This is a genomic window from Burkholderia pyrrocinia (assembly GCF_001028665.1).
Taxonomy (GTDB): domain Bacteria; phylum Pseudomonadota; class Gammaproteobacteria; order Burkholderiales; family Burkholderiaceae; genus Burkholderia; species Burkholderia pyrrocinia.
Genome location: NZ_CP011504.1, coordinates 2,093,423 through 2,117,243, shown reverse-complemented (window position 1 = coordinate 2,117,243; position 23,821 = coordinate 2,093,423). Strand labels below are relative to the sequence as shown.

Genomic DNA, 23,821 nt, shown 5'->3' with positions numbered 1-23,821 from the left:
ACGCCTTCATCAGCCGTACGGCCGCGCGCAACCGCCACGTGCTGATCGCCGCGCTGACCGGCGCCGGCTTCACGAATTACCCGTCCGAATGGTGGCATTGGTCGTTCGGCGACCGCTATTGGGCCGTCATGCAGCGGGAATCGCACGCGATTTACGGCCCCGTCGAGGAAAACATGCTCGACGAAGGTACGTGATGACGGTCTTGCCGATCTGACGCGCGCGACCCGGTAACATCCTCACTTGCCGATCCCCGCCCGCTCCCGCACAATCGCAGCACCTGTCTCACTCCCCCCGCGCCGATGTCCTATGCGTCACTCGTCACCGGCGTCCTGCTCGCCGGTGGTCTCGGTCAACGCTTCGACCCGAGCGGCCTGCACAGCAAGCTGCTCGCGCTGCTTCCCGACGGCACGCCGGTCGCGGTCGCGGCCGCCCGCCATCTCGCGGCGGCCACGGCCGACGTGATCGCCGTCGTCCGTCCCGGCGCCGAAAAACTCGCGATTCTGCTGAACGAAGCCGGTTGCCAGGTCGTCTATGCGCCCGACGCGTCGCGCGGGATGGGCGCGAGCCTCGCGGCCGGCGTGCGCGCCACGCCCGATTCGAACGGCTGGCTCGTCGCGCTCGGCGACATGCCGTGGATCGCGGCTTCGACCTACGAAGCCGTCACGCGCGCGCTCGACGCCGACGATGCGTCGATCGTCGCGCCCGCGCATCGCGGTGTGCGCGGCCATCCGGTCGGTTTCGCCGCGCACCACTTCGATGCGCTCGCCGCCCTCGACGGCGACACGGGTGCCCGCGCGCTGTTCGCCAGCGCACCGGTAAAACTGCTCGACGTCGACGATCCCGGCATCCTGCGTGACGTCGACACGCCGCAGGATCTGCGCTGAACTCAATCGTGCGGGCCACGCCGCGCATTGCATTGCAGGGTCCCGCCCGACGATCGACGATCGACGATTCACGGATTTCGCCGACGACCGACAACCCGCCGCAAGAATCCCGCTGCAAACGCTCGCCCGATTGGCTATAACGAAGACGAGGCGCGCCCTCCGCGCCGCCGCCGTCACGCATTGCGCGAGCCCTCCATGACCGATCACACGACCCCGACGCCCGAGCCACCGGCCGACCCGAACCGCGACCCGGAAGACGACCCGCTGTCGTCGCCGCCGGGTCATCACCACGACAACCCGCAGCAACCGGATGGCCCGCCGAGCAAGGACCCGGTCTAGCCGCGCGTCGGCTGCTCCGCACATTCGCCCCTATTTCCCGTCATGCGCGGTCGACGGCAGCCGGCCGCCCGTCACCCGTCACCGCATGACGTGGCCTATCGCGCCGTATACCCGCCGTCGATCGGCAACGACACGCCGCTGATCATCGACGCCGCATCGCTCAGCAAAAACAGGATCGGCTCGACGACCTCGCCCGGCTCCGCAAATCGCCCGAGCGGAATCGCCGCCAGCATCGGCGCGCGCTTCTCCGGTTCGCTCCACGCGAACTGCGCCATCGGCGTGAGCGTGACGGTCGGATTCACGCTGTTCACACGAATGCCGTGCGGCCCGAGTTCGATGCACAGCACGCGCGTGATCGCGTCCATCGCCGCCTTCGACGCGCAATAGCTCAGATGTGCGGGCAAGCCGACGAGCGCGGCCTGGCTCGATACGTTGACGATGCTGCCCCGTGCATGCACGGCGACGCGTCCGTCGCACGCGATCATCTTCCGCGCAACCGCCCGTGCCACGAGCGCCGCGCCGCGCGCATTGACGGCCATCACGCGGTCGAAATGCCCGGCGCTGACCTCGAGCGCCGGTTCGAGCGATGCGATCCCCGCACAATTGACGAGGCCGTCGAACGCATCGTGAGCGGCGAGCGCGGCATCGATCGCGTGTTCGTCTCCGCCGACATCGATGCGCAACGTATCGCATGCAGTCTCGCTGGCAAGCGAATCGAGCGCGGCCATGTCGCGCCCCGCCGCGACGACCCGCGCGCCCGCCTGCGCCAGCGCAACCGCGCACGCGCGCCCGATCCCGCTCGATGCGCCCGTGACGAGCACCCGCGAACCGCTGAAATCGAATCGCGTCTTCATGATGGCGTGTGCAACCCGTGCATGATCGACTTGAGCGCCGGATACAGCGCCGTATAGAGCGCGAAGCGCGCCGCATACGCTTGCGCGCGTTCGGCGTCGGGCCGCGCGCGCTCGACGAGCGTGACCCATCCGCCCTGCGCGTCGTCGTGCGACACGAGCCCCGCCCCGACACCCGCGAGCAACGCGGCGCCCATCGCGGCTTCGACGTCCTGCTCGATCGTCCACACCGGAAAGCCCGTCACGTCCGCGATGATCTGCATCCACAGCGCCGAATGCGCGGCACCGCCAACGACGATCAGCCGGTCGTCCAGCGCCACCGCCCCGCGGCGGCCGGCCTCGATGTTGTGCCGCAGCGCGAACGCGACGCCTTCGAGCACCGCGCGATAAAGGTGCGCCCGCGTATGCGCGAGACTCAGCCCGACGAACGCGCCGCTCGCCTTCGCATCCCACACCGGGCTGCGCTCGCCCATCAGGTACGGCAGGAACAGCACGCCGTCGGCACCGGCCGGCACGCTTTCGGCCGCCTCCTCGAGCAGCACGTGCGGATCGCCGTGCGGCAGCAGGCGTGCCGCATCGATTTCGGCATGACAGAACTGGTCGCGAAACCACGCGACCGATGCACCGGCCGTGATCGCACCGCCGAACACGTACAGGTCGCGCTGGCCGTCGAACACGTGCGGCATGCTGACGAGCCCGTGCCGCGCATCGACATGCCGGTTCACGTAGCCCCAGCACATGCTGGTGCCGATCATCGCGACATGCTGCCCGGTGCGCGTCGCGCCGGCCGCGAAGGTCGCGACGGCCGCATCGACGCCGCCCGCGACGACGGGCGTGCCGGCCGGCAGCCCGAGCTGTTCGGTCCATTGCGACAGCAACCCGCCGACGATCTCCGTCGAATCGACGAGCCGCTCGGGCATCATCGTCGCCGGAATGCCGAGCATGTCGAGCGCGTCGTCGGACCACTCGCGGCGCGCGACGTCGTACACGCCGCCGATGTTGCCGGCCGAGCTGTGATCGACCGCGACTTCGCCGGTCAGCAGATAGATCACGTACGCGTTCGGCGGCAGGAAATAGCGCACGTTCGCCCACACGTCCGGCCGCTGGTCGCGCAGCCACAGCATCTTCGTGAAGCCGTAATAGCTGTCGACGCCGTTGCCCGTGATCACGCGCAGCCGCTCGACGTTCACGTTGGCGTCGACCCAGTCGACTTCCGCAGTCGCGCGCCGATCCATCCAGATCAGGCACGGATGGAGCGGCAGCATGTCGCTGTCGACCGGAATGCCCGAGCCGCCGTACAAGCTGCTCACGCACACCGCGCGGATCGCATCGGCCGGCACGCCCTGCGCGCGCGCATCGCTCACGCAGCCGGTGATGCATTCGAGCACCGCGTCGAACCACACCTGCGGCCACTGCTCGGCCCACAGCGGGCGCGGCGTATCGGGCTGGTAACCGGCCGAGCGCCGCGCGACGATCGCGCCATGCCGGTCGACGAGCAGCGCCTTGGTGCTCTGCGTACCGATGTCGACGCCTATGACGTATTCCATGATGTCTCCGGTGAGGCGCACGGCGGCCGTCAGCGGGCCGGCTTCAGCAGCACCTTGATCGATTCGGGCGATTTCGCGACGCGAATCGCGTTGTCCCAGTCCTCGAGCGCGAAACCGTGCGTGACGATGCCTTTCGACGTGACGAGCCCGCGCGCAAGCAGGTCGATCGCGACCGGATAACAGTATGGCCCGAGGTGCGCGCCGCGCACGTCGAGCTCCTTGCGATCGCCGATGATCGACCAGTCGACGGTCGCATCCTCGCCGAACACGCTGAATTCGACGAAGCGGCCGAGCTTGCGGATCAGGTCGAGCCCCTGGTTCACGCCGACCGGCGCGCCGGTCGTCTCGATGTAGACGTCGCAGCCGTAGCCGTCGGTCAGCGCGCGGACGATCTCGCGCGCATCGTCGCGCTGCGGGTTGATCGCCACGTCGGCGCCGTACTCGCGCGCGAGTTCGAGCCGTTCGTCGATCAGGTCGATCACGACGAGTTTCTTCGGCGTCTTCAGGCGCGCGACCTGCGTCATCATCAGCCCGAGCGGCCCCGCGCCCGCGATCACGACGACGTCGTCGAGCTGGACGTCGCCGCGGTTCACCGTATGGATCGCGCACGACAGCGGCTCGATGATCGCGGCATCCTCGAGCGATACGCCGAGCGGGATCTTGTGGACGATCGCGGTCGGCGGAATGCGCATGTATTCGGCCATCCCGCCGTCGGCGACCTCGCGCTGGAAGCCGAAGATGTTGTGCACTTCGCACATCCAGTACTGCCCCGACTTGCAATAACGGCACTTGCCGCACGGCACGATCTGCTCGGCGATCACGCGGTCGCCCAATGCCACGCCGAAATGCTCGGCCGCGCCGTCGCCGAGCGCTTCCACGTAGCCGAAAAATTCATGGCCGGGAATCACGGGCGCCTTCACCCACGGGTTCGGGCCGCCCCAGAACATCTTCGCGCCCGTATAGCACTTGCAGTCGCTCGCGCAGATCCCGCACGCGGCGATGCGGATCACGAGCTCGTTCGCGCCGGGGCGCGGCTTCGCGACCTGTTCGACGCGATAGTCCTCGGGGCCGTGGCAGACGACCGCGGTCATCCGCGGCTGGGCTTCGAGTGTCGTCATGAGTTGTCTCTTTCGTTGATGATTCGGATGTCTGATCGATCACGCGTTATCGCGATCGTTCTCGGCTGATAAAGATCGCGAGCAGGATGATTCCGCCCTTGATCACGTTCTGCACATACGGGTTCACGCCGATCATGTTCAGCCCGTTGTTGAGCACGCCGAGCAGCAGCGCACCGACCAGCGTGCCGAGGATCGCACCGCGCCCGCCGGAGATCGACGTGCCGCCCATCACGACGGCCGCGATCGCGTCGAGTTCGAAGCCCACGCCCGCGTTCGGCTGCCCGCTCATCAGCCGGCCCGTCAGCACGATCGCGGCGAGCGCCGACGTGAGCCCGGCCAGCGTGTAGACGATCAGCTTCACGCGTGCGACGCGCACGCCGGTGAGCCGCGTCGCCTGTTCGTTGCCGCCGATCGCATACACGTAGCGGCCGAACGGCATGCGGTCGAGCAGCAGCCACGCGATCGCATAGACCACCAGCATGATCAGCACGGGCGCCTGGATGCCGAGCACCTTGCCGCTGCCGAAGAACGCGACCCAGTCGGGCAGCCCGTCGATCGGATAACCGCCCGTGTAGATCAGCGCGAGGCCGCGCGCGATCCCCATCGTCGCGAGCGTGACGATGATCGGCGGCATCCCCGCGAACGCAACGAACACGCCGTTCAGGAAGCCGAACCCGAAGCCGACCGCAATCCCGATCGCGAGCGCGGCGACCGCGTTGACGCCCGCGACCATCAGCCCGGCCGCAAGCGTGCCGGACAGCGCCATCACCGAACCGACCGACAGGTCGATCCCGCCCGTCAGGATCACGCAGGTCATGCCGACCGCGATGATCGCGTTGATCGACACCTGGCGCAGCACGTTTTCGAGGTTCGCGGCGGACAGGAAGCTCGGGCTCGCGACCATCATTGCGATGCACACGACGACGAGGCCGACGAGCGGATAAAACAGCGTCGAGCGCCGCAACTGCGCCCACATCGCGCGGGGCGGCGGCGCATCGCCGTTTCCGGCGTTGGCCGCGAGCGTCGTGGAAGGTGTGGAAGAAGAATCAGGCAGGTTCATGAGTCGCTCCTCGCGTGCCGGCCGTGGCATGGGTCATGACCGTGTCGGGATCGATCTCGTCGCCTTCGAGCGTCGCCTCGATGCGGCCCTGCCGGAACACGGCGACGCGATCGCACATGCCGACGATTTCCGGCAGCTCGGACGAGATCATGATGATGGCGTAGCCGCGCGCGGTGAGTTCGCGCATCAGCCCGTAGATTTCCGCTTTCGCGCCGACGTCGATGCCGCGCGTCGGCTCGTCGAAGATCAGCACCGACGTGTGATGGTTCAGCCAGCGCGCGATCACGACCTTCTGCTGGTTGCCGCCGGACAGCGTCGCGACCTCGGTGTGCATCGACGGCGCCTTCACGCCAACGCGCCGCATCACGTCGTGAGTCGTGCTCGCCTCGCTGCGACGGTCGATCAGCCAGCGCATCGACCGGTACTTGCCGAGGTTGTTCAGCGAGATGTTGTCGCGGATCGAGAACGACGTGACGAGCCCTTCCGTCTTGCGGCTTTCCGGCAGGATGCCGATGCCCGCGCGCAGCGCGTCGGCCGGATCGCCGAGCTTCGCCGCCACGCCGCGCACGCGCACGTCCTTGCGGTGCGCACGCGTCGCGCCGATCACCGCGAGCGCCGTTTCCGTGCGGCCCGACCCGACGAGCCCGGCGAAGCCGAGGATCTCGCCGGCCCGCAGCGCGAAACGGTTCACCGGGCCGTCGCGCTCGATCTGCAGCGCATCGACTTCGAGCACGGCCGGCGCGTCGGCCGGCAGCGCGGGTTTCGGCGGAAAGCTGCTCTCGATCCGGCGGCCGACCATCATCCGCACGAGCTGTTCGACGTCCGTGTGCGCGACATCGGTCGTCGCGACGTACTGGCCGTCGCGCAGCACCGTGATGCGGTCGCACACCGCGAAGATCTCGTCGAGGTGATGCGAGATGAAGATCATCGCGACGCCCTGCCGCTTGAGCTCGCGCATGATCGCGAACAGGTGCTCGGCCTCGGCCGGCGTGAGCGTGGCGGTCGGTTCGTCGAGAATCAGGATGCGCGCATCGAGCGACAGTGCCTTGCCGATCTCGACGAACTGCTGCTGCGCGACCGACAGCGCACGGATCGGCGCATCGAGATCGATCGACACGCCGAGCCGCGCGAAGATGACGGCCGCCGCGCGGCGCATCCGCGTCCGGTCGCGCGCGCCCCAGCGCGTGCGCAGCTCGCGGCCGAGGAACAGGTTGTCGACGGCGTCCAGGTGCGGGATCAGGCTGAATTCCTGGAACACGATGCCGACGCCCGCCGCGACCGCCTCGTGATAGTTCGCGAAATGGCGCGCGGTGCCGTCGATCTCGATCGTGCCGGCATCCGGTTGATGGATGCCGCACAGGATCTTCATCAGCGTCGACTTGCCCGCGCCGTTCTCGCCGAGCAGCGCATGGATCTCGCCGCACGCAATCTCGAGATGAATGTCGGACAGCGCCTTCACGCCCGGAAAGCTTTTCGTGATGTGGCTGAGCCTGAGTATCGATTCCATCGGCTTCTCCGTGCGAAGGGCAGCGGCCATGCCGCCGCCCTTCGCGTCGCATCGCACGTCGTTCACCAGCTGAAGCCCTTCGCATTGCTGCGATCGACGACCTTCACGTCGACCGGGATCGCCTTCGGCACCGTCGCGCCCCACTTGCGCGCGATCGCGATGCCGAGCGCGATGCGCACCTGGTCGGCCGGGAACTGCGCGGTCGTCTCGATGAACTTCGAGTTCGGCTTCTGGATCGCGGCGATCGCCTCGGGCGCGCCGTCGACGCTCGTCAGCTTGATGTCCTTGCCGGAACCCTCGATCGCGGCGAGCGCGCCCATCGAGCCGCCGTCGTTCACGCTGAAGATGCCCTTCAGGTTCGGACGCGCTGAGATCATGTTTTCGGTGACCGACAGCGCGGTCGCGCGCTCCTGCTTGCCGTTCTGCGTGTCGACGAGCTTCACGTTCGGGAATTTCGCGAGCCCGGCCTTGCAGCCGCGCACGCGTTCGAGGATCGGCACGACCGGAATGCCGTCGAGGATCGCGACCTCGCCGCTGCCGCCGATCGCCTTCGCGAGGTATTCGCACGACATCACGCCCGCGTCGTAATTCTTCGAGCCGACGAACGAATCGACCGGCCCGTTCGCATTCGCATCGACGGCGACGACCACCGCACCGGCCTTCTTCGCCTGCGTGATCGCCGACTGGATCCCGGTCGAATCGGTCGGATTCACGAGCAGGATGTCGATCTTCTTCTGCAGCATGTCCTCGACGTCGCTCACCTGCTTGCTGACGTCGTGATGCGCATCGGTCACGACGACCTGCGCGCCGATCGACGTCGCCGCATCGTTCAGCGCCTTCTGCATCGTCACGAAATACGGGTTGTTCAGCTCCTGGAACGTCATGCCGATCCGAAGCGGCGCGGCAGGCGCGGCGGCGGGCAGCAAGGCCGCGACGGCGAGCGCGGCGAAGGCCGTCACGCGGGCGGCGTGGCGACGGGATGAAGCGGGCGATGCTTGCGTCATGACGGTGTCTCCATTGTCGGCCGGCGTTTGCGCGTCAGCGCTTGCTCCGGCGCTATGCGAGCCGCGGTGTGCGGCTTTTTCGTGGTTGAACGAGCCCCTCGCGACGTGAGCGACGCGATCGGCCGGGTGAAACGGCGTGGAAAAGTCAGGCGGGCGACAGCCCGGCGATCATCCGGGCTGCGGCGCGAGTTCGGGCGCGCCGGGCGTCAGCACGCGCGGCGGCATCGGGTTGCCGGTGGGTGCCGCATGCAGCGCGAGTTCGCGGCTGCGCGCGTTCAGGCGCTGCAGCGCACGGAATTCGGACGGCGCCATCCCCTTCACCGCGCGGAACTGGCGGTTGAAGTTCGATACGTTGTTGAAGCCGGCCTGGAAGCAGATGTCGGTGATGCTCGCGTCGTCGGCAAGCAGCATCTGGCACGCGGATTCGATCCGCAGCCGGTTCACGTACTGGACGAACGGCATGCCCGTGTGGCGGTGGAACGCGCGCGAGAATGCGCTGACGCTCTGCCCGGTCAGTTGCGCGAGCTCGGACTCGCGCAGCTCGGATGCGAGGTTCTTGCCGATATACGACAGCGCATGGCTGAGCCGCGTGGGCGTGACATCGGCCTGGTCGTACGCGGGGCTCGCGAGCAGCGTGCGCTCGTCGGCGCAGCAAAGCCGTTCGAGGATCGTCATGAACAGCGCGATGCGGCGCATGCCGCGCGCCGCCAGCAGTGCGTCGAACAGCGGCGCGATCGCGGCGCTGGTCGCTTCGTCGAAACCGACGCCGCGCCGCGCATCGTCGAGCAGCGCCTGCGCATCGCGGCATTCGGGAAACGCGTCCATGCAGCGGCGCACGAATGCCGGGGCGAACTGGATCACGAGGTTGCGGCGCTCGACGGTTTCGCCTTCGGCCATGTCGCTGACCCAGTTGTGCGGCAGGTTCGGGCCGAGCAGCACGAGATGGCCGGGGCCGAACGACCCGACGTGATCGCCGACGAAATACTTGCCGCTGGTCGCGACGATCAGGTGCAGTTCGAATTCGGGATGGAAATGCCAGCGGATCGTGCGATACGGATAGCCGTGCGACCAGACCTTGAACGACTCGTCGCGTCGCACTTCGACCACTTCGAGATCGGGGTGCATCATCTTGGCGTCTCCATTCCCATGTAGTGTCGACCGGCCTGTTCGGCTGTTCGCTCGTGCACCGCATGTTTGTCACGGTGATACGACCGGTCGCATGGGAAGCAATGTAGGTCGATCGAGCGCGCGGCTCCACCAACTTTACGCCTGATTTTCGATACTTTTTTGCGCTTTCCGGCCGCAAACGGCGCTGGATGGCAAATTTGTGCAGCGCGGAACGCACCGGCGCGACCGCCCGGCGGCCAGCCGCCGGGCCCGGGCGATGCGCCGATGCCGGCGATTACGCGGCCGCGTGCTCGCGTGCGGTGCGCACTTCGTACGCCTTCAGGTGGTTGTATGCGATCCGCAGCAGCGACAGCGCATCGGCCGCCTGCGGATCGCGGCGCGCGAGCAGGTCGCCGATCACGTGATCGGCTTCGACACGCGCATGGTTCTCGACGTCGCGCAGCATCGACGCGGTCAGCGGCGACGGCGTCAGCACCATCCGCTGCATCCGCTCGATTGCCGCCGGGTCGGGCCGGTGGCCGTTGTGTTCGGCAATCGCGCTGCATTCGCCGAGCATCGTCTCGAGCAGGCGGCGGCCGTCGGGCGCGGCGAGAATGTCGCCGACCGAGCCGCGGAACAGCGACGTGCTGGCGGCGAGCGTCGCGAGGAACACCCACTTCTCCCACATCCGCGCGGCGATATCGTCGCTGAGCGTCGCGTCGAAACCCGCGCCGCCGAGCACGTCGGCCACCGCGCGCACGCGCGGCGACTCGCCGCCGGCCAGTTCGCCGAACGACACGCCGTGCGTGTCGTTCAGGTGCACGATGCGCTGCTCGCGATCGAGCGTCGCCGCGATCACGCACAGCCCGCCGAGCACCTGCGCGGCGCCGAACCGGTCGCGCAGCACGTCGAGATGTCGCATCCCGTTGAGCATCGGCAGGATCAGCGTCTGCGGCCCGACGAACGGCGCGAACGAGACAATCGCGTCGTCGAGGCTGTACGCCTTGCAGCTCAGCAGCACGAGGTCGAACGGCGCAACCCCGGCGCCGGCATCGGCCGCGCGCACGGTCTGCACGTTCGCGAGTGTCAGATCGCCGCGCGGGCTGCGGATCAGCAGCCCGTCGCGCGCCAGCGCGGCCGCGCGGCCGTCACGCACCAGGAACGTCACGTCGCGCCCCGCCGCGGCCAGCCGGCCGCCGAAGTATCCGCCGACCGCGCCGGCCCCTACCACCAGAATTCGCATCGTTGCCTCCTTTCGGTTTCATTCGGCGCCGCGCCGCCGCCAACCCGGGCACCCGGCGCGCGCAATCGCCCCGACAGTATAGCGACCCCTTTTATGCATATGCATAGATACCCGTATCGGCATCGAAGGCATTGGCGCCAGAGTCGGCGTCCGGTCGCTTCTTAGGGATTACCCGTCTACGGCAACACGCGTCGCACGCCGTCAAGACACTTATCCCGTCACGCCGTTCTGGCGAGCTTCCTTGACTGACCGACCACATACCATGCGCAACCTTTCCCTGAATCAAAAACTCGCCTCGATGATCTTCATCCTGTGGCTCGGCCTGCTCGTGATCGCCGGGCTCGGCGCGTGGCAGACGCACGCATCGATGATCGAAGACCGCCGCGATCAGCTTGCCGCGCTGGTCGCGCAGGCCGCGAGCGTGACCGACCATTTCTACAAGCTGTCGCAGCAAAACGCGATGCCGGAAGCCGACGCGAAGCAGAAGGCGCTCGAGGCGATCGCCGCGATGCGCCACGGCGCCGACGGCTACATCTCCATCAACGACTCGAAGCCCGTGATCGTGATGCATCCGATCAAGGCCGAGCTCAACGGCAAGGACATGTCGAATTTCACCGATCCGAATGGCAAGCACCTGTTCGTCGAGATCGTGAAGGCCGGCAACCTGGAAGGCGGCAAGGGCTTCGTCGAGTATCTGTGGCCGAAGCCGGGCGCCGACAAGCCACAGGAGAAAACCAGCGCCGTGCAGCGCTTCGCGCCGTGGGACTGGTATCTGGTGACGGGCATGTACATGAACGACGTGCACTCGGCCGTGCTCGCGAGCATCGGCCGCTGGCTCGCGATGACGGCCGTGCTCGGCGCGATCGCGACCGCCGTGATGGTGCTGGTGCTGAAAAGCGTGCGCGCGAGCCTCGGCGGCGAACTCGAAGTCGCGCTCGACGCCGCGCAGCGCATCGCACAGGGCGACCTGACCGCGCGCGTGATCGTGAAGCAGGACGATCGCGGCAGCCTGCTGCATGCGCTGCACACGATGCAGGGCGGGCTGATCGACATGGTGTCGCGCGTGCGGATGGGCACCGAGAACATCAACGTCGGCGCGAGCGAGATCGCGTCCGGCAACACCGACCTGTCGCAGCGCACCGAGGAACAGGCGGCCGCGCTCGTGCAGACCGCATCGAGCATGGACCAGATGACCGCGAACGTGAAGCAGAACGCGGACAGCGCCGCGCAGGCCGCATCGCTCGCCGGCCAGGCCGCGCAGGTCGCGACGCGCGGCAGCGCGGTGGTCGACGACGTCGTGCGCACGATGAACGAGATCACCGGCCGCTCGCACAAGATCGGCGACATCATCGGCGTGATCGACGGCATCGCGTTCCAGACCAACATCCTCGCGCTGAACGCGGCCGTCGAAGCCGCGCGCGCGGGCGAACAGGGCCGCGGCTTCGCGGTGGTCGCGGCCGAGGTGCGCTCGCTCGCGCAACGCTCGGCGACGGCCGCCAAGGAGATCAAGTCGCTGATCGTGTCGTCGAACGAGACCGTCGAACACGGCGCGACGCTCGTCACGCACGCGGGCGAGACGATGGCCGAGCTCGTGCAGTCGGTGCGGCGCGTGAACGAGATCCTCGACGAAATCAGCCATGCGTCGCGCGAGCAAAGCGCCGGGATCGAGCAGGTCAATCGCGCGGTGGGCGAGATGGATCAGGTCACGCAGCAGAACGCGGCGCTCGTCGAACAGGCGGCCGCCGCCGCGCATTCGCTGCGCGATCAGGCCGAAGCGCTGCGCGACGCCGTCACGCGGTTTGCGTTGCCGGCCTGACGGCGCCGGCACGACACCGCACGCGCCAACTCACACCGCGCCGCCGGCCCGCGGCGCGGTCGCCCCGATGCCGAGCCCCAGCCCGGCCGCGCGCTGGATCAGCTCGACGTCGTTGTTCGCGCCGAGCTTCTTCATCGCGCTGATCTTCTGCGCGCTGACCGTCTGCTTGCCCTTGCTCAGGCGCTGCGCGATCGTCTTGATCGGCACGCCGGCCAGATACAGGCGAATCACCTCGATCTCGCGCGCCGACAGCTTCACGGGTGCCTCGCCGCGCTCGCCGATCGCATCGACCGCGCGCCTGACGCACGGCGACAGGTAGCGCCCGCCGCTGTAGCTCGAATGGATCGCCGTGACGATATGGCCGACTTCGTCGAACTTGCTGACGATGCTCACGCCGCCGATCGCGAGGATCGACCGGAAGATCAGGGGGTTCTCGTTCCCGACCAGCGCGACGATCCCGGCGTTCGGGCGCGTGCGCCGCAGCCAGTCGAACAGCGCGAGGCCGTCCATCTGCTCGTCGCCGCGGATCGAATAGTCGACCAGCACGATGTCGCAGTCGACGCCGCCGAGCGACGCGACCAGCTCGGCCGCGCTCCGGTAGACCGCGACGAGCTCGATCGCGCAAGCGCTGCCGGCGATCTGCTCGATGCCGGCCAGCGTCAACGGCCAGTCGTACGCGAAAACGATGCGAACATTGAATTTCCTCATGCGCAGTTCCAGGTGGTTCACCGGACGCGCGGCGCGAAACGCGCGCGGCCGGTTTGGCGTTGAAAGGATCTTCGGGATATTTTTATCCCGAAGATAGATTCTATGAAGCCGCGCGCGGGCGGGATATCGGACGGCATCGGGATTGGCCGTCGGAGACGTAATACGAGTTTGATATTTGCGCCGATTCACGCGCCCGGCCTCGGCCGGATGGCCGGCATCGCACCGCGCGCGGGCCTTGCGGCCCGCCAGCAGGTAAAATTGCGGCCTTTGCATGCCACTCCGGGCACCCGGCGGCGAGCGATGCGCCGATGCCGGCCGCGCGCCACCGCCCTTTTTCCGGCTGCCCGTATGCCGGCTACCCGTACTCCGCGCTTTCCTCATGACCGAATCCGACCTGCAATCCGACGACACCTCCATCCACGAAGACGGCCTCTGGCGCGACAACGGCTGGACCGCCCGCATCATCAAGAACGAAGACGACGACGGCTGGGCCGTCGAGATGATCAAGGACGGCGAATCCGAACCCGCGCTCGTCGGGCCGTGGACCATGGGCCGCGACAAGAAGAACCCGAAGCCGATGGACGCGAACGCGTTCCGCACGCTCGTGAAGACCGCGTCCGAGGTGCTGATGCGGCACGAGCAGCAGCGGCGCGCGATGCTGCACAAGGAAGTGACGATCCAGGACGAAGCCGGGCAGGATGTGTCGGTGACGCTCGACATCGTGCCGGACGAGTTCGAGCCGTACGCGCAGCTCAAGGCGTTCGATCCGTACGGCGAGTTGCTGGCCGACGCGAAGGTATCGGCCGGATTCAAGCTCAGCAAGGCCAGCGCCGAGCGCTGGGTCGCATCGGGCTTCGAGCGGCCGGCCTGACCGGGCGGCGCCGCCCGATCAGGTGCCGGCGCCCTGCCGCGCGCGCTGCAGCCGGCGCGCCGCCAGCTTGCGCCGCACGAACTCCTCGAACTGCTGGGTCGCGACCTCCGGATCGCGCGCGGCCAGCCCGAGCGCGTTGCGCACGAGCTGGATCGGCGTCAGCACGATGCCCCACGGCAGCCCCCACCAGCCGAGCGTGGCCGATGCAAGCAGCGCGACCGCCTGCTTCTTGCGGCCGCAGCGGCGGCAGCACACGTGGCGCCGCGTCGCCCAGCGCGTGACGAACACCAGCGATACGACGCGATGCGACGCGTGGACGTCGACCGGATGCCCTTCGCGCAGGCAGATCGGGCACGGCCCGTACCGCCAGTCGTCGACGTACTGCCGGACCTTCGCGTCGGGCACCCGTTCGGCCTCGACGACGATCGGATGCGCGTGCGCGCACGCCGGACTGCAATAGCGGCGGCCGTCGATCGACTGCCCGCCGACCAGGAACGTCCTGCCGCAGTGACTGCACTCTGCCACGATAACCCCGGATAAGCGTGATACGCCGCGTGCCGGCCGCGCACGCATCGAAGCGCCGGCGGTCCGGACGGGCCATTTCATGCTTTAACGGCCGCCGTCGCACGGTCTTGAGCTCACGCGCGCAATCGCGCGTCAGCCGTGCAGCCCGTGCGCGGTCATCAGGCGGTACAGCGTCGCCCGCGAAATGCCCAGTTCCGCCGCGACGTCCGCATGCTGGTGACGGTGACGCATCAGCGTTTCCTCGATCGCGTGCCGCTCGGCCTGCCGGCGCGCTTCGGCGAGCGTCGTCGGCTGCCGCGACGTGTACGGGTGCAGTTCGAGATCGGCGGCCGAGATCATCGGGCCGTTCGTCATCACGACCGCGAACCGGATCCGGTTGATCAGCTCGCGCACGTTGCCCGGCCACGGATAGTTGTGGATCGCCTCGACCGCGCATGGCATGAAGCCGCGGATCCGGTGCGAACTGTCGCCGCGATAGCGCCGCAGCATGTAATCGGCGAGCATCATGATGTCGCGGCCGCGCATGCGCAGCGGCGGCTCGTCGATACGCAGCACGCACAGGCGGTAGTACAGGTCGGCGCGGAATCGCCCCGTCTGCATCGCGGCCTCGAGATCGACGTGGGTCGCCGACACGATCCGCACGTCCACCGGAATCGACGTGTGCCCGCCGAGCCGTTCGATCCTGCCTTCCTGCAGGAACCGCAGCAGGCTCGCCTGGCTCTCGAACGGCATGTCGCCGATTTCGTCGAGAAACAGCGTGCCGCCATGCGCGGCCTCGATGCGGCCGATCTTGCGCTGGTGCGCGCCTGTGAACGCGCCGCGCTCGTGGCCGAACAGTTCGGCCTGCAGCAGCGTCGGCGGGATGGCCGCGCAGTTCACGGCGACGAACGGCGCATCGGCGCGCGCCGACTGCTGGTGGATCGCCGCCGCCGTCAGTTCCTTGCCAGTGCCGGATTCCCCGGCGATGAACACGGTGGCGTCCGTGTTCGCGACCTTGCGGATCGTCGCGAACAGCCGGCGCATCGCGTCGCACGAACCGATCATCGTGCCGCCTGCCGGCACCGCATCCGCGACCGGGTCGCCGTCCGCGAGCTTCAGCATCCCGTACGCATGGCCGACGAGATAGCCGATCGTCGTGTAGGCCGCCGCATTGCGCACGTAGTCGAAACAGCAGTGGCGGATCAGGCGCGCGATGGAAATGTCGCGCAGCCGCTCGCCGTCGGCGAGCGCGACCCAGCCGACGCGCGGGTCGCGCAGCAGCGCCTCGAACGACGCGACGTCGGGCGACGCGAAGCTGCCGAAATCGACGATGCCCGCATGCGGGCGGTTCACCTTGACGAGATTCAGTGCGTCCGCAACGGTTTTCGCGCGCCACACGTCCCAGCCGCGCAACTCGAGACAGTCGACGAGCGCGGCATCGTGCTGCTGCGACAGGTAGACGAGCGGCCGCGACGGCGCGACATGGTTGCTTCGGATGGCGAGGAACGGCATCGTGCCGGCCTCCCGTTCGACATCCTGCGGGCCTGACACCCTGATCTGGCAGCAATAGTTCACGATGGCCTCGCCGCTTGGGGTTGTATATCGGAACGGCCGTTGCCGAGTCGCGTGTGACGGGATCTCGTAGTCCCGCGGCGCGGCGCCGGCCTGTCCTCTGGTTGACGTTTCGCTATCGGCAGAAAACGACGCGCTGCGTGTAGATCTGCGGCTCGATGACCGGCTTCGCCGACCGGTTGAGATCGTCGCGATAGGCGCGGTAGGTCTTGCCGTTCACCGTTACGTCCGTCGCGCGGGCCGTCTCGACCTTGTCGAGCCCGTTGCGCTGCCACTTGTTCACGCGGTCCGCCGCCGACATGCTCGACTCGCCGGCGATCTTCTGCGTGATCGCGCTGCCGTCGCTCCACGGCTGCGTCTGCATGTCCTCGGCGTGCTGCATCGCGCCGACCGTCTTGCCCGTCGACGTCGGCCCTTTCTGCGCGTCGAACGGCGCGCCGCGCCCGTACACCGGCGATTGCCACGATGGCGCGTGGCCTTGCTCGGGCATCATGTAAATCATCTGCGGGTCGCCGATCATCATCATCGGCGCGCATGCCGTGTTGTCGGAGCGACCGAGCGTCGTCAGCGCCTGCTGGACGCTCACGGCGTTCGCGGCAGTCTGCTCGTTCAGGATGACAAAGACCGCGGGATTCTGGAAAACCGACTGCGCAGCGGCTTGCACGCTGACCAGCAGCAAAGCGACCAAAAAGATCCTCATGATTGAGGCCTCCTTGCATCCTCGTCAGGCAAAAAGAGGTGTTGGCCTCGGGGATGGGACCAACACCCGTCAAACCGGGAACGTCCGTCGCGCTTCGGGTCCGGGCGGCAGCCGTGCGACCGGCACTCCGGTCGCACGGCTGCCCGACCCGCATGGTTACGACGACGTGCTCGTCGAGATGACAGCCGGCGCCGGCACGACCGGTGCTGCCGGTGCGGCCTGCTGGTCGACCGAGGCCGGCGGCAACGCCTGCGCCGGATCGGTCAACGCGGGCATGTCGGCGGCAGGCGCAGGTGCGGCCGCGGAGTCGACCGCGTCCGGCACCTTTGCGTCGGCTGCCGGCATGTCGGCCGCAGGCGCGGCAGCAGCAGGCTGCGCGGCTTCCGGTGCGGGCGCTTCGGCGGCGGCTTGCGGCGCCGGCTCGGCGGCCTTCGCATCGGCCACGGGTGCCGCGACGTCGGCAGCAACCGGCGCCGGTTCGGCAGCCGGCGCAGCAGCGGCCTGCGCTGCGTTGTCGGTCGCGACCGGCATCGGCTCCGGCGCCTTGTCGGCGACGGGCTGCACGGGCTCCGGTGCCTTGTCGGCAACCGCCGGTGCGGGCTCGGGCGCCTTGTCGACAACAGCCGACGCGGGCTCGGGGGCCTTGTCGGCAACCACCGGTGCGGGCTCGGGGGCCTTGTCGGCAACAGCCGGTACGGGCTCGGGGGCCTTGTCGACAACCACCGGTGCGGGCTCGGGTGCCTTGTCGGCGACAGCCGGCGCAGGCTCGGGCTCCTTGTCGACAACCACCGGTACGGGCTCGGGTGCCTTGTCGGCAACCACCGGTGCGGGCTCGGGTGTCTTGTCGGCAACCACCGGTGCGGGCTCGGGTGTCTTGTCGGCAACCACCGGCGCAGGCTCGGGTGCCTTGTCAGCAACCACCGGCGCAGGCTCGGGGGCCTTGTCGGCAACCACCGGCGCAGGCTCGGGTGCCTTGTCGGCAACGGCCGGTGCGGCGATGACGGCTGCAGCCGGCACGGCTGCCATCGCGGCTGCCGGTACGATCGCAGCTGCGGGTGCGGCTGCAGCTGCGGGTGCGGCTGCGACAGCCGGTGCAGCAGCAACCGCAGGCACGGCGGCGGCCGGTGCAGCGGCTGCGACGGCCGGCGCTGCAACTGCCGGTGCGGCTGCGGCAACCGCCGGCGCCGCGACTGCAGGCGCTGCGGCAACCGGCGCGATCGCCGGGACGGGCACGGGCACCGGAACCGGGAGGGGCGCCGCCCGCACCGCGGTCGTCGCGACCGGGCGGGTCTGCGCCGGCGCCGGCGCGGCTGCGTCGAGCGGCGGCAGCCCCATGCGGTTGCGCACGATCGGATCGTGATACTTCACGTCGTCGGCGACGGTCGCTTCGACGCTGGGTGCGACATTCGAACGCGCGAGCGGCGCGGTCGTGCCCGGGCACAGGTGCCCGGTCGCTTCCACCGCGCGCCGGTTCGCGTCGCTCTGGCAAAGCAGCGCGAGCGCCACGTCGGTCAGACCCATCGCGCGGAATTCACGCGCATCGAGACGACGGACGCAGGCCTGGTCGACCAGCGTCGTGCCGCCCGTCGCGCCGAACCCCGGGAACGACACGCCGACGCTCACCGACCCCATGCAGGTGTCGGACAGCGTGGTCGTGAGGCCGGGCGCCTGGATGGCCGGGTTCGTCTTGATCGTCTGCGTACCCGAGTAGTTGACGTTTTCCGATATCTGGGTGTTGAACGGGTTGGTACCGGGCGAGCCGGGCGACTGGAGAGCGCTCACGCTCTGCGGCGTCACGTTCGAGCCGCCGCTCGTGCTGGAGGGCATCGTCACGTTCACATTCACGCTCGAATTGCCGCTGCCGCGAACGCCGCTGCTACTGGTGGCATTGCCGCCGCGCGAGCTCGTGGTGCTCGTGTTCGTGTTCATGCTCGAGCCGCCGCCCTGGCTGATGGCCGTCGACGACGTCGAGGACTGCGCGCTCGAAGTCGAGTCGGCGGTTTGTGCCTGGGCACCGATCGTGGACATCGCGAACATTGCCGCGCATGCCACCGTGATCCTGTTGCTTTTCATTTCACTCTCCGGACGAGGTTTGACCTCCCACCCAGGCAACCGTGCTAATTCCCCTGAATGACTTCAGTTTTTGCTGCTTCCCCGAACTGCTTCCAGCCGCTGCCCAGCTGGGACCACGAGCCGGCCGACATGCCCTGCGACTGCTGGGCGTCCGGTCCGCCGATGGCACTGCCCGACGAAAGCGTTTGTTGTTCTGACGGTTTGATTGTCTGGTCAGGTTTATTTGACGTCTGCATATTCGATTGCACACCATCGGCAGCACGGTCAGCGCCATACGCCGTCAGAGACGCGAGCATCAGAGCGGCGGCAATCAGTTTCTGCTTCATGCCAACTCCTTACGTGACAACAATGCGGTAAAAGAGACCAGCGTCGCTGGGAAACTGGTCCCCCCCACACCTGACTAATGACTGCTTCCGGTCGCGCTGGAACTTCCCTGGCTTCCGCCCGATGCGGACGGCGAGCCGGCCGGACCGGTACTCCACACGGTCGACGAGTTGTAGTGATTCGAACCCGCGATCGCGCCTGAACCGCCACTGCCCGTCAGCCCGGCGGCACCCGCGTTGGCAGTGCCCTGGTCGTTCCCGCCCGCAGCCGTGTAGTGGTTCGCGCCGAGTACGATCGTGGCGGTCACCCCTCCCGACAACGCATTCGCGTTCTCGCTCGTTTTGCTGTTTCCACCGAACGAGCCTGCGGCACCGATACCGCCGCCTGCCGCGAACGCGCCCCCGTTGGTGCCCGAACCGCTGGCCGTCGAGGTTGAGTTGTGAAAGGCGGATGCCGTGCCGGCGGAACCAGCGGGTGTCACGGTACTTCCTGCATTCGCGCCCGCCGTCGAAGTCGAATTGCTGGTATAGCTGCCGGAGCCGACCAGTACCGAACCGGAAACGCCTGCTGCAACGGATTGCGTCTGGTTGGTCGTGGACGAACCGGCTGCCAATGCAGCCGACGATATGACGGTAAGCGCTGTCGCTAATATGACGTTGGCTTTCATAGCAATCCCTTGCTGTGAGGAAGTTCGGCGGTGGCGGAGCCGGGCCTGCCCGTGTAGAGCGAAACCCGGCATCCGTACCGCCAGCCAATGACGAACGCTGCGCGCCGCGGCTTAGTGGTGATGAAGCGTCCAGCCGGTCGACTCGGCATTGGCGCCGCTGCTACCGCCAGCCTGTGCGCCGCCGAAGCCGAAGCCGCCGACCGTCGACGTTTGCGTGTGGTTCGTGTACGAGATCGAGCCGCTGCCCGGGCCGCCGGCAATTGCGCCGGCTGCGCCGAGTGCCGAGCCGGAATCGGTCGCGGTGAAGTGGCCGAACCCGGCAACCCCGGCCATCGTCTGGCCGCCGCTCGACGAATTGCTGCTCGACACCGTGCCGCTAGCGGCGAAAGCTGCACCCGAAACCACCAGCACTGCTGCTGCAATCAGAAGCTTCTTCATGGTCGACTCCATAACGGCGTGGATGGAATGAGCAAGGAAGATCGCACGCCATCAATCTTCCCGCCTCGAGCGATCCTTAAAAATAAGGATCACTATCAAATCAAGAAATTACTGTCTTCCGTGAAATTGATGTTTTTGTAATTATGGACAGCCGAAGTCTAGTTTTACATTTATCAGTTGTCCAAAATTTATGAGTAGGTATTTTCTATTATTTTTATGAACATTTAATATTTACCGAAAACACTCCAATTCGATAAACCGGAATGACACGCACATACTTCAGGCCTGCGATTTTCAATACCCCGCCGCAAACGGATGCCGGAACTGGCATCCGCTTCCGGAATCAAAAAATGCGCGAATATATTTACCACCGCAAAATGCAGCCCCGTTCAAAATGCGCTCTTTAACCGAGCGATAACGAGCCTGCATGGCAGCCTGATGGCATGTCTGCTCCCTGAGCTAGCGACGAAAGGTTTCCGGATAATCCGGCCGACGGGCGTTCGATCTAATCCGGCCGGCGCCGGTACTGGCCCGGCGCGATCGATACTGCCCTGCACGGTCGAAGACGAATCGGCATCACGCTGTCCGGCACGAACAGGCTGATCCATCCGGATGAACTGAATGAAGGCGAGCACCGCTGTCGCCTGGTGGCCGCGCGGAGCGAGAACCGCCCCAGCGCGTGGAGCGCGGGAAACCGGCAAGGAACGTCCCGCGACGCTGGCACTGCGTCGCAAGCACTACCCCGATGTTTCCGACTACCCCTATGGTGCGCAAAGAACGCGCGGATCAAGCTACTGCTTATGGTCTTCATCGCCGTTTCCCCGACTGGCTTATTGACGAGCTGGCCGCCCCCACATCGTTGTTGCATCGTGTCGACCGCTCGCCGGTGCGTCCAATGTCGCAAGCAACATGCCAAGCGTTATTCCACCGTCCATTGCGCGCACCGAACGGCCGCCGCGCCGGCACGAATCGCCGGGAACGTTACTTTTTGTTTCAGGAATGTATCGCGACAACAGTCGGGCACACGTAGCGATCGTTGAGCGCCGCGAAGCAATCCCGGGATTAGACGGACGAATCCGGCCCGTGGACCTTCGCCGAATGGCCAGATGAACGGGTGTTTCAAACTTGAGAAGTGCACCGCCGCGCGGGGACGGCCGCACCGGCCTTTCCGCCGCCGAACCACAAGTCGCGACGTGTGCAACCGCCCTCCAATGCTCTGACGAACGGGAATCGAAGCTTGCGGTGCCCCGTTCCGCAAGCCCGGTTCGGCAGCGTCCGATGCGTCGGCGACGCGCATTCGTCCCGACAGACGAAACGAATTTGATTCATTCGTGAAAATGCCGGCACGATCACACGACGGCGAAGTTGTCATGTCGGCCGTTACCGGCGTAACAATTAAAACAAATGAAAACTCGCAATCCCGCTCGAAACCGACGCAACGGCTTTTCGTTTTCATTCGATCCACCTTTCATTCATGGAGCCGTCAGACGGGCGGCACATCGAAGAAACATTTTCAAGCAGTTATCTGCGCATTTCCCATCGATGAAACATGTCGATTCAAAGTCGGTTTTGCGTCAACAATTCCGCAAAATTCTGATTTATCGATAGTTTCGTCGTATCGAATCGCATCGGTCCGGCCATCGTCCGGGGTATTTTCCTGTCCCCACGATTCACGCGTGAAACAAAAGCGCGCATATTGCGCGGCCATTGCGCGCCCTCGCCTGCGCACAGCGGGACTGCGTCGTCCATGGCATGCCGATTGCCTGATGTCCGGCTCTCATCGAGCGGCACGCCACGGCACACAGATCAAGGGCGGCGGCCCGCTCGTCAATCAGCGTATCGGGGAAAAGGCGATGAAGATCACCACCGATCGATCGACGCTCGCGTCGTTCAAGCATCAACGGGGTTGTCAGCGGAACCGGAGCGCCTGTCGTGGTGCTTCGTCGACATCGGCACATGCGGACCGGCGCTCGCCGAAACGATTCCCGTGCAGCGGAATGGAACGCGTGCGCGCCGCCGTCGCGCAAATCGACGTAGGGTTCCTGGAGATGCTCGACGAAGAGGAAAGCCATGAATGACAGCGTCGCGATCGACACGCGCGCCGGTCAGCGCATCCTCGTCACGGGCGGCGCCGGCTTTCTCGGCAGCGACGTGTGCGAGCGCCTGGTCATGGAAGGTGCGTCCGTCACGTGCATCGACAGCCTGCTGACCGGGCGAAAGCTCAACGTCGCCGACCTGAAGGCGTCCGGCCGCTTCGAGTTCGTGAAGGGCGACGTATCGCTCGGCCTGCCGCAACTGCAGGTGGACGCGATCTGGAATCTCGCGTGCGGGGCGTCGCCGCCCACCTGGTAATCGATGATCGATGATCGATGCTCGATGATCGCTGAGCGACGACCGGCGCCACGGCCCGGCGGCGCATCGGCCGCGCGTTCGGGCCGGCCGCCGCCGCGTCAGCCGAGCAGTTCCTTCTTCCGCAGGTGCACGACGTCGCGCATCGGCGGCGCGCCGAACAGCCGGCTGTATTCGCGGCTGAACTGCGACGCGCTCTCGTAGCCGACGACGGCGGCCACCGACCCGACATCGCCGCCCTGCCGCAGCAACAGGCGCCGTGCCTCGTGCAGCCGCAACTGCTTCTGGTACTGCAGCGGGCTCAGCGTCGTCACATGCTTGAAATGATGGTGCAGCGACGACACGCTCATGTTGACCGCCTGCGCGAGCGACTCGACGCGCATCGGCTCCGCGTAGTGATCGCGGATCCATTCGATCGCGCGCGCGATCCGGTGCGTCTGGCTGCCCGCGATCGCCATGTGCCGCAGCCGCGTGCCCTGCCCGCTCGTCATCAGCCGGTACAGCAGTTCCTTTTCGATCAGCGGCGCGACGACCGGAATGTCGGCCGGCGTATCGAGCAGCCGCAACAGCCGCAGCGCGGCGTCGAGCAGCGGCGGCGTCAGTTCGGCGAGCGCGATCCCCTCGCCTTCGGGGCCCGCGTCGGGCTCGGGCAGCCGCATCTCGGCCGCGAGCTCGACGATCCGCTGCGGATCGAGCGTCAGCGACAGGCACAGGTACGGCTCATCCGGCGACGCGCGCGTGACGCGCGACAGGATCGGCAAGTCGATCGACGTAATCAGGCAATTCTGCGTGTCGTATTCGTAAGCCTGGCCGGCCACGATCACGCGCTTCGCGCCCTGCGCGGCGATCACGAGCGCGGCACGCGACACGCCGCAGCCGAGATCGACCGGGCGCGTGTGCCGATGCAGCATCAGGCCCGGCACGGCGGTCGAATGCGAGCCATCCGCCGGCGCGAAGCGGCCGATCAGCGACGCCAGCTCGCGCCGCCCGGATTCGCGCGACGCCGCGATATCGGTCATGTCCATGACGAATCCTCGATTGATTTCCCCATGTCGCGGGAGCATAGCGAAACGGCCCGCGGCGTGCCCGGGATTTGCAGGATTGTTCAATAAATTTGCAGGATTGGGTAGACGCAAATT

At 67.1% G+C, this 23,821-nt stretch carries 25 protein-coding genes; 8 read left to right on the top strand and 17 right to left on the bottom strand.

What is annotated here, in order from left to right; all coding sequences use genetic code 11:
* Positions 1–38: 38 nt before the first annotated feature.
* The 3 genes from ABD05_RS25640 to ABD05_RS38665 all read left to right on the top strand — a co-directional run bounded on the left by ABD05_RS25640 (position 39) and on the right by ABD05_RS38665 (position 1,223).
* Positions 39–194 carry a M15 family metallopeptidase gene (locus ABD05_RS25640; RefSeq protein ID WP_238594125.1) on the top strand — a complete coding sequence of 52 codons (156 nt, stop codon included), beginning with the start codon at positions 39–41 and terminating at the stop codon, positions 192–194.
* Positions 195–299: 105 nt separating this feature from the next.
* Complete coding sequence (locus ABD05_RS25635; RefSeq protein WP_047902808.1) at positions 300–884, top strand: nucleotidyltransferase family protein; 585 nt, start codon at positions 300–302, stop codon at positions 882–884.
* A 195-nt stretch (positions 885–1,079) separates the two neighbouring features.
* Positions 1,080–1,223 (top strand): hypothetical protein, encoded by a 144-nt coding sequence (locus tag ABD05_RS38665; protein ID WP_165948077.1) that lies wholly within the window; start codon positions 1,080–1,082, stop codon positions 1,221–1,223.
* 95 nt (positions 1,224–1,318) lie between these two features.
* Here ABD05_RS38665 and ABD05_RS25630 read toward each other — a convergent pair whose 3' ends face one another.
* The 8 genes from ABD05_RS25630 to panE form a co-directional block, all read right to left on the bottom strand.
* Complete coding sequence (locus ABD05_RS25630; protein WP_047902807.1) at positions 1,319–2,077, bottom strand: SDR family oxidoreductase; 759 nt, start codon at positions 2,075–2,077, stop codon at positions 1,319–1,321.
* A complete protein-coding gene (locus ABD05_RS25625) occupies positions 2,074–3,621 on the bottom strand; it encodes an FGGY-family carbohydrate kinase (RefSeq protein WP_047903799.1) in 1,548 nt (515 codons plus the stop codon). The genes ABD05_RS25630 and ABD05_RS25625 overlap by 4 nt, the downstream gene beginning before the upstream one ends.
* A 29-nt stretch (positions 3,622–3,650) precedes the next feature.
* Positions 3,651–4,739 carry an alcohol dehydrogenase catalytic domain-containing protein gene (locus ABD05_RS25620; protein WP_047902806.1) on the bottom strand — a complete coding sequence of 363 codons (1,089 nt, stop codon included), beginning with the start codon at positions 4,737–4,739 and terminating at the stop codon, positions 3,651–3,653.
* Between the two features lie 46 nt (positions 4,740–4,785).
* Positions 4,786–5,799, bottom strand: a complete 1,014-nt coding sequence (locus ABD05_RS25615) for an ABC transporter permease (RefSeq protein ID WP_047902805.1) — start codon at positions 5,797–5,799, stop codon at positions 4,786–4,788.
* Positions 5,786–7,306, bottom strand: a complete 1,521-nt coding sequence (locus ABD05_RS25610; RefSeq protein WP_047903798.1) for a sugar ABC transporter ATP-binding protein — start codon at positions 7,304–7,306, stop codon at positions 5,786–5,788. Before ABD05_RS25610 ends, ABD05_RS25615 begins: the two co-directional genes overlap by 14 nt.
* 62 nt (positions 7,307–7,368) lie before the next feature.
* Entirely contained in the window at positions 7,369–8,310 is a 942-nt protein-coding gene (locus tag ABD05_RS25605; protein ID WP_047902804.1) for a substrate-binding domain-containing protein, read from the bottom strand.
* A gap of 168 nt (positions 8,311–8,478) precedes the next feature.
* Positions 8,479–9,438 carry an AraC family transcriptional regulator gene (locus ABD05_RS25600; protein ID WP_047902803.1) on the bottom strand — a complete coding sequence of 320 codons (960 nt, stop codon included), beginning with the start codon at positions 9,436–9,438 and terminating at the stop codon, positions 8,479–8,481.
* A 274-nt stretch (positions 9,439–9,712) separates the two neighbouring features.
* Positions 9,713–10,660, bottom strand: a complete 948-nt coding sequence (gene panE / locus ABD05_RS25595) for a 2-dehydropantoate 2-reductase (RefSeq protein ID WP_047902802.1) — start codon at positions 10,658–10,660, stop codon at positions 9,713–9,715.
* 262 nt (positions 10,661–10,922) lie between these two features.
* Between panE and ABD05_RS25590 the strand changes: the two genes are divergently transcribed.
* Entirely contained in the window at positions 10,923–12,476 is a 1,554-nt protein-coding gene (locus tag ABD05_RS25590; RefSeq protein ID WP_047902801.1) for a methyl-accepting chemotaxis protein, read from the top strand.
* Between the two features lie 30 nt (positions 12,477–12,506).
* Here ABD05_RS25590 and ABD05_RS25585 read toward each other — a convergent pair whose 3' ends face one another.
* A complete protein-coding gene (locus tag ABD05_RS25585; RefSeq protein WP_047903797.1) occupies positions 12,507–13,184 on the bottom strand; it encodes a LuxR C-terminal-related transcriptional regulator in 678 nt (225 codons plus the stop codon).
* Between the two features lie 379 nt (positions 13,185–13,563).
* Between ABD05_RS25585 and ABD05_RS25580 the strand changes: the two genes are divergently transcribed.
* Positions 13,564–14,055 (top strand): hypothetical protein, encoded by a 492-nt coding sequence (locus ABD05_RS25580; RefSeq protein WP_047902800.1) that lies wholly within the window; start codon positions 13,564–13,566, stop codon positions 14,053–14,055.
* A gap of 18 nt (positions 14,056–14,073) precedes the next feature.
* Here ABD05_RS25580 and ABD05_RS25575 read toward each other — a convergent pair whose 3' ends face one another.
* From ABD05_RS25575 to ABD05_RS25560, 4 genes are all read right to left on the bottom strand, one after another.
* Complete coding sequence (locus ABD05_RS25575) at positions 14,074–14,580, bottom strand: hypothetical protein (protein WP_047902799.1); 507 nt, start codon at positions 14,578–14,580, stop codon at positions 14,074–14,076.
* Positions 14,581–14,712: 132 nt separating this feature from the next.
* Entirely contained in the window at positions 14,713–16,134 is a 1,422-nt protein-coding gene (locus ABD05_RS25570) for a sigma-54 dependent transcriptional regulator (RefSeq protein WP_148669141.1), read from the bottom strand.
* A gap of 112 nt (positions 16,135–16,246) precedes the next feature.
* On the bottom strand, positions 16,247–16,831 hold the full coding sequence (locus ABD05_RS25565) for a hypothetical protein (RefSeq protein WP_047902797.1): 585 nt from the start codon (positions 16,829–16,831) through the stop codon (positions 16,247–16,249).
* 156 nt (positions 16,832–16,987) lie between these two features.
* Positions 16,988–18,658: a chemotaxis protein CheA gene (locus ABD05_RS25560; protein WP_238594186.1), complete on the bottom strand. Its 1,671-nt coding sequence runs from the start codon at positions 18,656–18,658 to the stop codon at positions 16,988–16,990.
* On the opposite strand from ABD05_RS25560, the gene ABD05_RS39035 reads away from it, so the two are divergent.
* Positions 18,645–18,965 (top strand): hypothetical protein, encoded by a 321-nt coding sequence (locus tag ABD05_RS39035; RefSeq protein ID WP_238594123.1) that lies wholly within the window; start codon positions 18,645–18,647, stop codon positions 18,963–18,965. The two genes, ABD05_RS25560 and ABD05_RS39035, sit on opposite strands and share 14 nt — an antisense overlap.
* Here ABD05_RS39035 and ABD05_RS25555 read toward each other — a convergent pair.
* From ABD05_RS25555 to ABD05_RS25545, 3 genes are all read right to left on the bottom strand, one after another.
* The gene (locus tag ABD05_RS25555) at positions 18,949–19,230 is read right to left on the bottom strand and encodes a hypothetical protein (protein WP_047902795.1); all 282 of its coding nucleotides are present in this window, start codon (positions 19,228–19,230) and stop codon (positions 18,949–18,951) included. The two genes, ABD05_RS39035 and ABD05_RS25555, sit on opposite strands and share 17 nt — an antisense overlap.
* Before the next feature lie 74 nt (positions 19,231–19,304).
* Positions 19,305–19,895: a hypothetical protein gene (locus ABD05_RS36710; protein ID WP_047902794.1), complete on the bottom strand. Its 591-nt coding sequence runs from the start codon at positions 19,893–19,895 to the stop codon at positions 19,305–19,307.
* Positions 19,896–20,006: 111 nt separating this feature from the next.
* Positions 20,007–20,333 carry a hypothetical protein gene (locus ABD05_RS25545; protein ID WP_047903796.1) on the bottom strand — a complete coding sequence of 109 codons (327 nt, stop codon included), beginning with the start codon at positions 20,331–20,333 and terminating at the stop codon, positions 20,007–20,009.
* 1,370 nt (positions 20,334–21,703) lie between these two features.
* Between ABD05_RS25545 and ABD05_RS39030 the strand changes: the two genes are divergently transcribed.
* Positions 21,704–22,411: a hypothetical protein gene (locus tag ABD05_RS39030; protein WP_238594122.1), complete on the top strand. Its 708-nt coding sequence runs from the start codon at positions 21,704–21,706 to the stop codon at positions 22,409–22,411.
* Positions 22,404–22,685: an NAD-dependent epimerase/dehydratase family protein gene (locus ABD05_RS25535; protein ID WP_047902793.1), complete on the top strand. Its 282-nt coding sequence runs from the start codon at positions 22,404–22,406 to the stop codon at positions 22,683–22,685. Before ABD05_RS39030 ends, ABD05_RS25535 begins: the two co-directional genes overlap by 8 nt.
* A gap of 98 nt (positions 22,686–22,783) precedes the next feature.
* Here the strand turns inward: ABD05_RS25535 and ABD05_RS25530 are convergent, their stop codons facing one another.
* On the bottom strand, positions 22,784–23,707 hold the full coding sequence (locus ABD05_RS25530) for an AraC family transcriptional regulator (RefSeq protein WP_047902792.1): 924 nt from the start codon (positions 23,705–23,707) through the stop codon (positions 22,784–22,786).
* Positions 23,708–23,821 lie beyond the last annotated feature (114 nt).

What these genes read in the sequence shown, in the direction of transcription:
- ABD05_RS25635 (WP_047902808.1), top strand. Translation starts at nt 300, where the DNA reads ATGTCCTATGCGTCACTCGTCACCGGCGTCCTGCTCGCCGGTGGTCTC.
- ABD05_RS38665 (WP_165948077.1), top strand. Translation starts at nt 1,080, where the DNA reads ATGACCGATCACACGACCCCGACGCCCGAGCCACCGGCCGACCCGAAC.
- ABD05_RS25630 (WP_047902807.1), bottom strand. Translation starts at nt 2,077, where the DNA reads ATGAAGACGCGATTCGATTTCAGCGGTTCGCGGGTGCTCGTCACGGGC.
- ABD05_RS25625 (WP_047903799.1), bottom strand. Translation starts at nt 3,621, where the DNA reads ATGGAATACGTCATAGGCGTCGACATCGGTACGCAGAGCACCAAGGCG.
- ABD05_RS25620 (WP_047902806.1), bottom strand. Translation starts at nt 4,739, where the DNA reads ATGACGACACTCGAAGCCCAGCCGCGGATGACCGCGGTCGTCTGCCAC.
- ABD05_RS25615 (WP_047902805.1), bottom strand. Translation starts at nt 5,799, where the DNA reads ATGAACCTGCCTGATTCTTCTTCCACACCTTCCACGACGCTCGCGGCC.
- ABD05_RS25610 (WP_047903798.1), bottom strand. Translation starts at nt 7,306, where the DNA reads ATGGAATCGATACTCAGGCTCAGCCACATCACGAAAAGCTTTCCGGGC.
- ABD05_RS25605 (WP_047902804.1), bottom strand. Translation starts at nt 8,310, where the DNA reads ATGACGCAAGCATCGCCCGCTTCATCCCGTCGCCACGCCGCCCGCGTG.
- ABD05_RS25600 (WP_047902803.1), bottom strand. Translation starts at nt 9,438, where the DNA reads ATGATGCACCCCGATCTCGAAGTGGTCGAAGTGCGACGCGACGAGTCG.
- panE (WP_047902802.1), bottom strand. Translation starts at nt 10,660, where the DNA reads ATGCGAATTCTGGTGGTAGGGGCCGGCGCGGTCGGCGGATACTTCGGC.
- ABD05_RS25590 (WP_047902801.1), top strand. Translation starts at nt 10,923, where the DNA reads ATGCGCAACCTTTCCCTGAATCAAAAACTCGCCTCGATGATCTTCATC.
- ABD05_RS25585 (WP_047903797.1), bottom strand. Translation starts at nt 13,184, where the DNA reads ATGAGGAAATTCAATGTTCGCATCGTTTTCGCGTACGACTGGCCGTTG.
- ABD05_RS25580 (WP_047902800.1), top strand. Translation starts at nt 13,564, where the DNA reads ATGACCGAATCCGACCTGCAATCCGACGACACCTCCATCCACGAAGAC.
- ABD05_RS25565 (WP_047902797.1), bottom strand. Translation starts at nt 16,831, where the DNA reads ATGAGGATCTTTTTGGTCGCTTTGCTGCTGGTCAGCGTGCAAGCCGCT.
- ABD05_RS25560 (WP_238594186.1), bottom strand. Translation starts at nt 18,658, where the DNA reads ATGCCCTCCAGCACGAGCGGCGGCTCGAACGTGACGCCGCAGAGCGTG.
- ABD05_RS25555 (WP_047902795.1), bottom strand. Translation starts at nt 19,230, where the DNA reads ATGAAGCAGAAACTGATTGCCGCCGCTCTGATGCTCGCGTCTCTGACG.
- ABD05_RS36710 (WP_047902794.1), bottom strand. Translation starts at nt 19,895, where the DNA reads ATGAAAGCCAACGTCATATTAGCGACAGCGCTTACCGTCATATCGTCG.
- ABD05_RS25545 (WP_047903796.1), bottom strand. Translation starts at nt 20,333, where the DNA reads ATGAAGAAGCTTCTGATTGCAGCAGCAGTGCTGGTGGTTTCGGGTGCA.
- ABD05_RS39030 (WP_238594122.1), top strand. Translation starts at nt 21,704, where the DNA reads ATGTCGGCCGTTACCGGCGTAACAATTAAAACAAATGAAAACTCGCAA.
- ABD05_RS25535 (WP_047902793.1), top strand. Translation starts at nt 22,404, where the DNA reads ATGAATGACAGCGTCGCGATCGACACGCGCGCCGGTCAGCGCATCCTC.
- ABD05_RS25530 (WP_047902792.1), bottom strand. Translation starts at nt 23,707, where the DNA reads ATGGACATGACCGATATCGCGGCGTCGCGCGAATCCGGGCGGCGCGAG.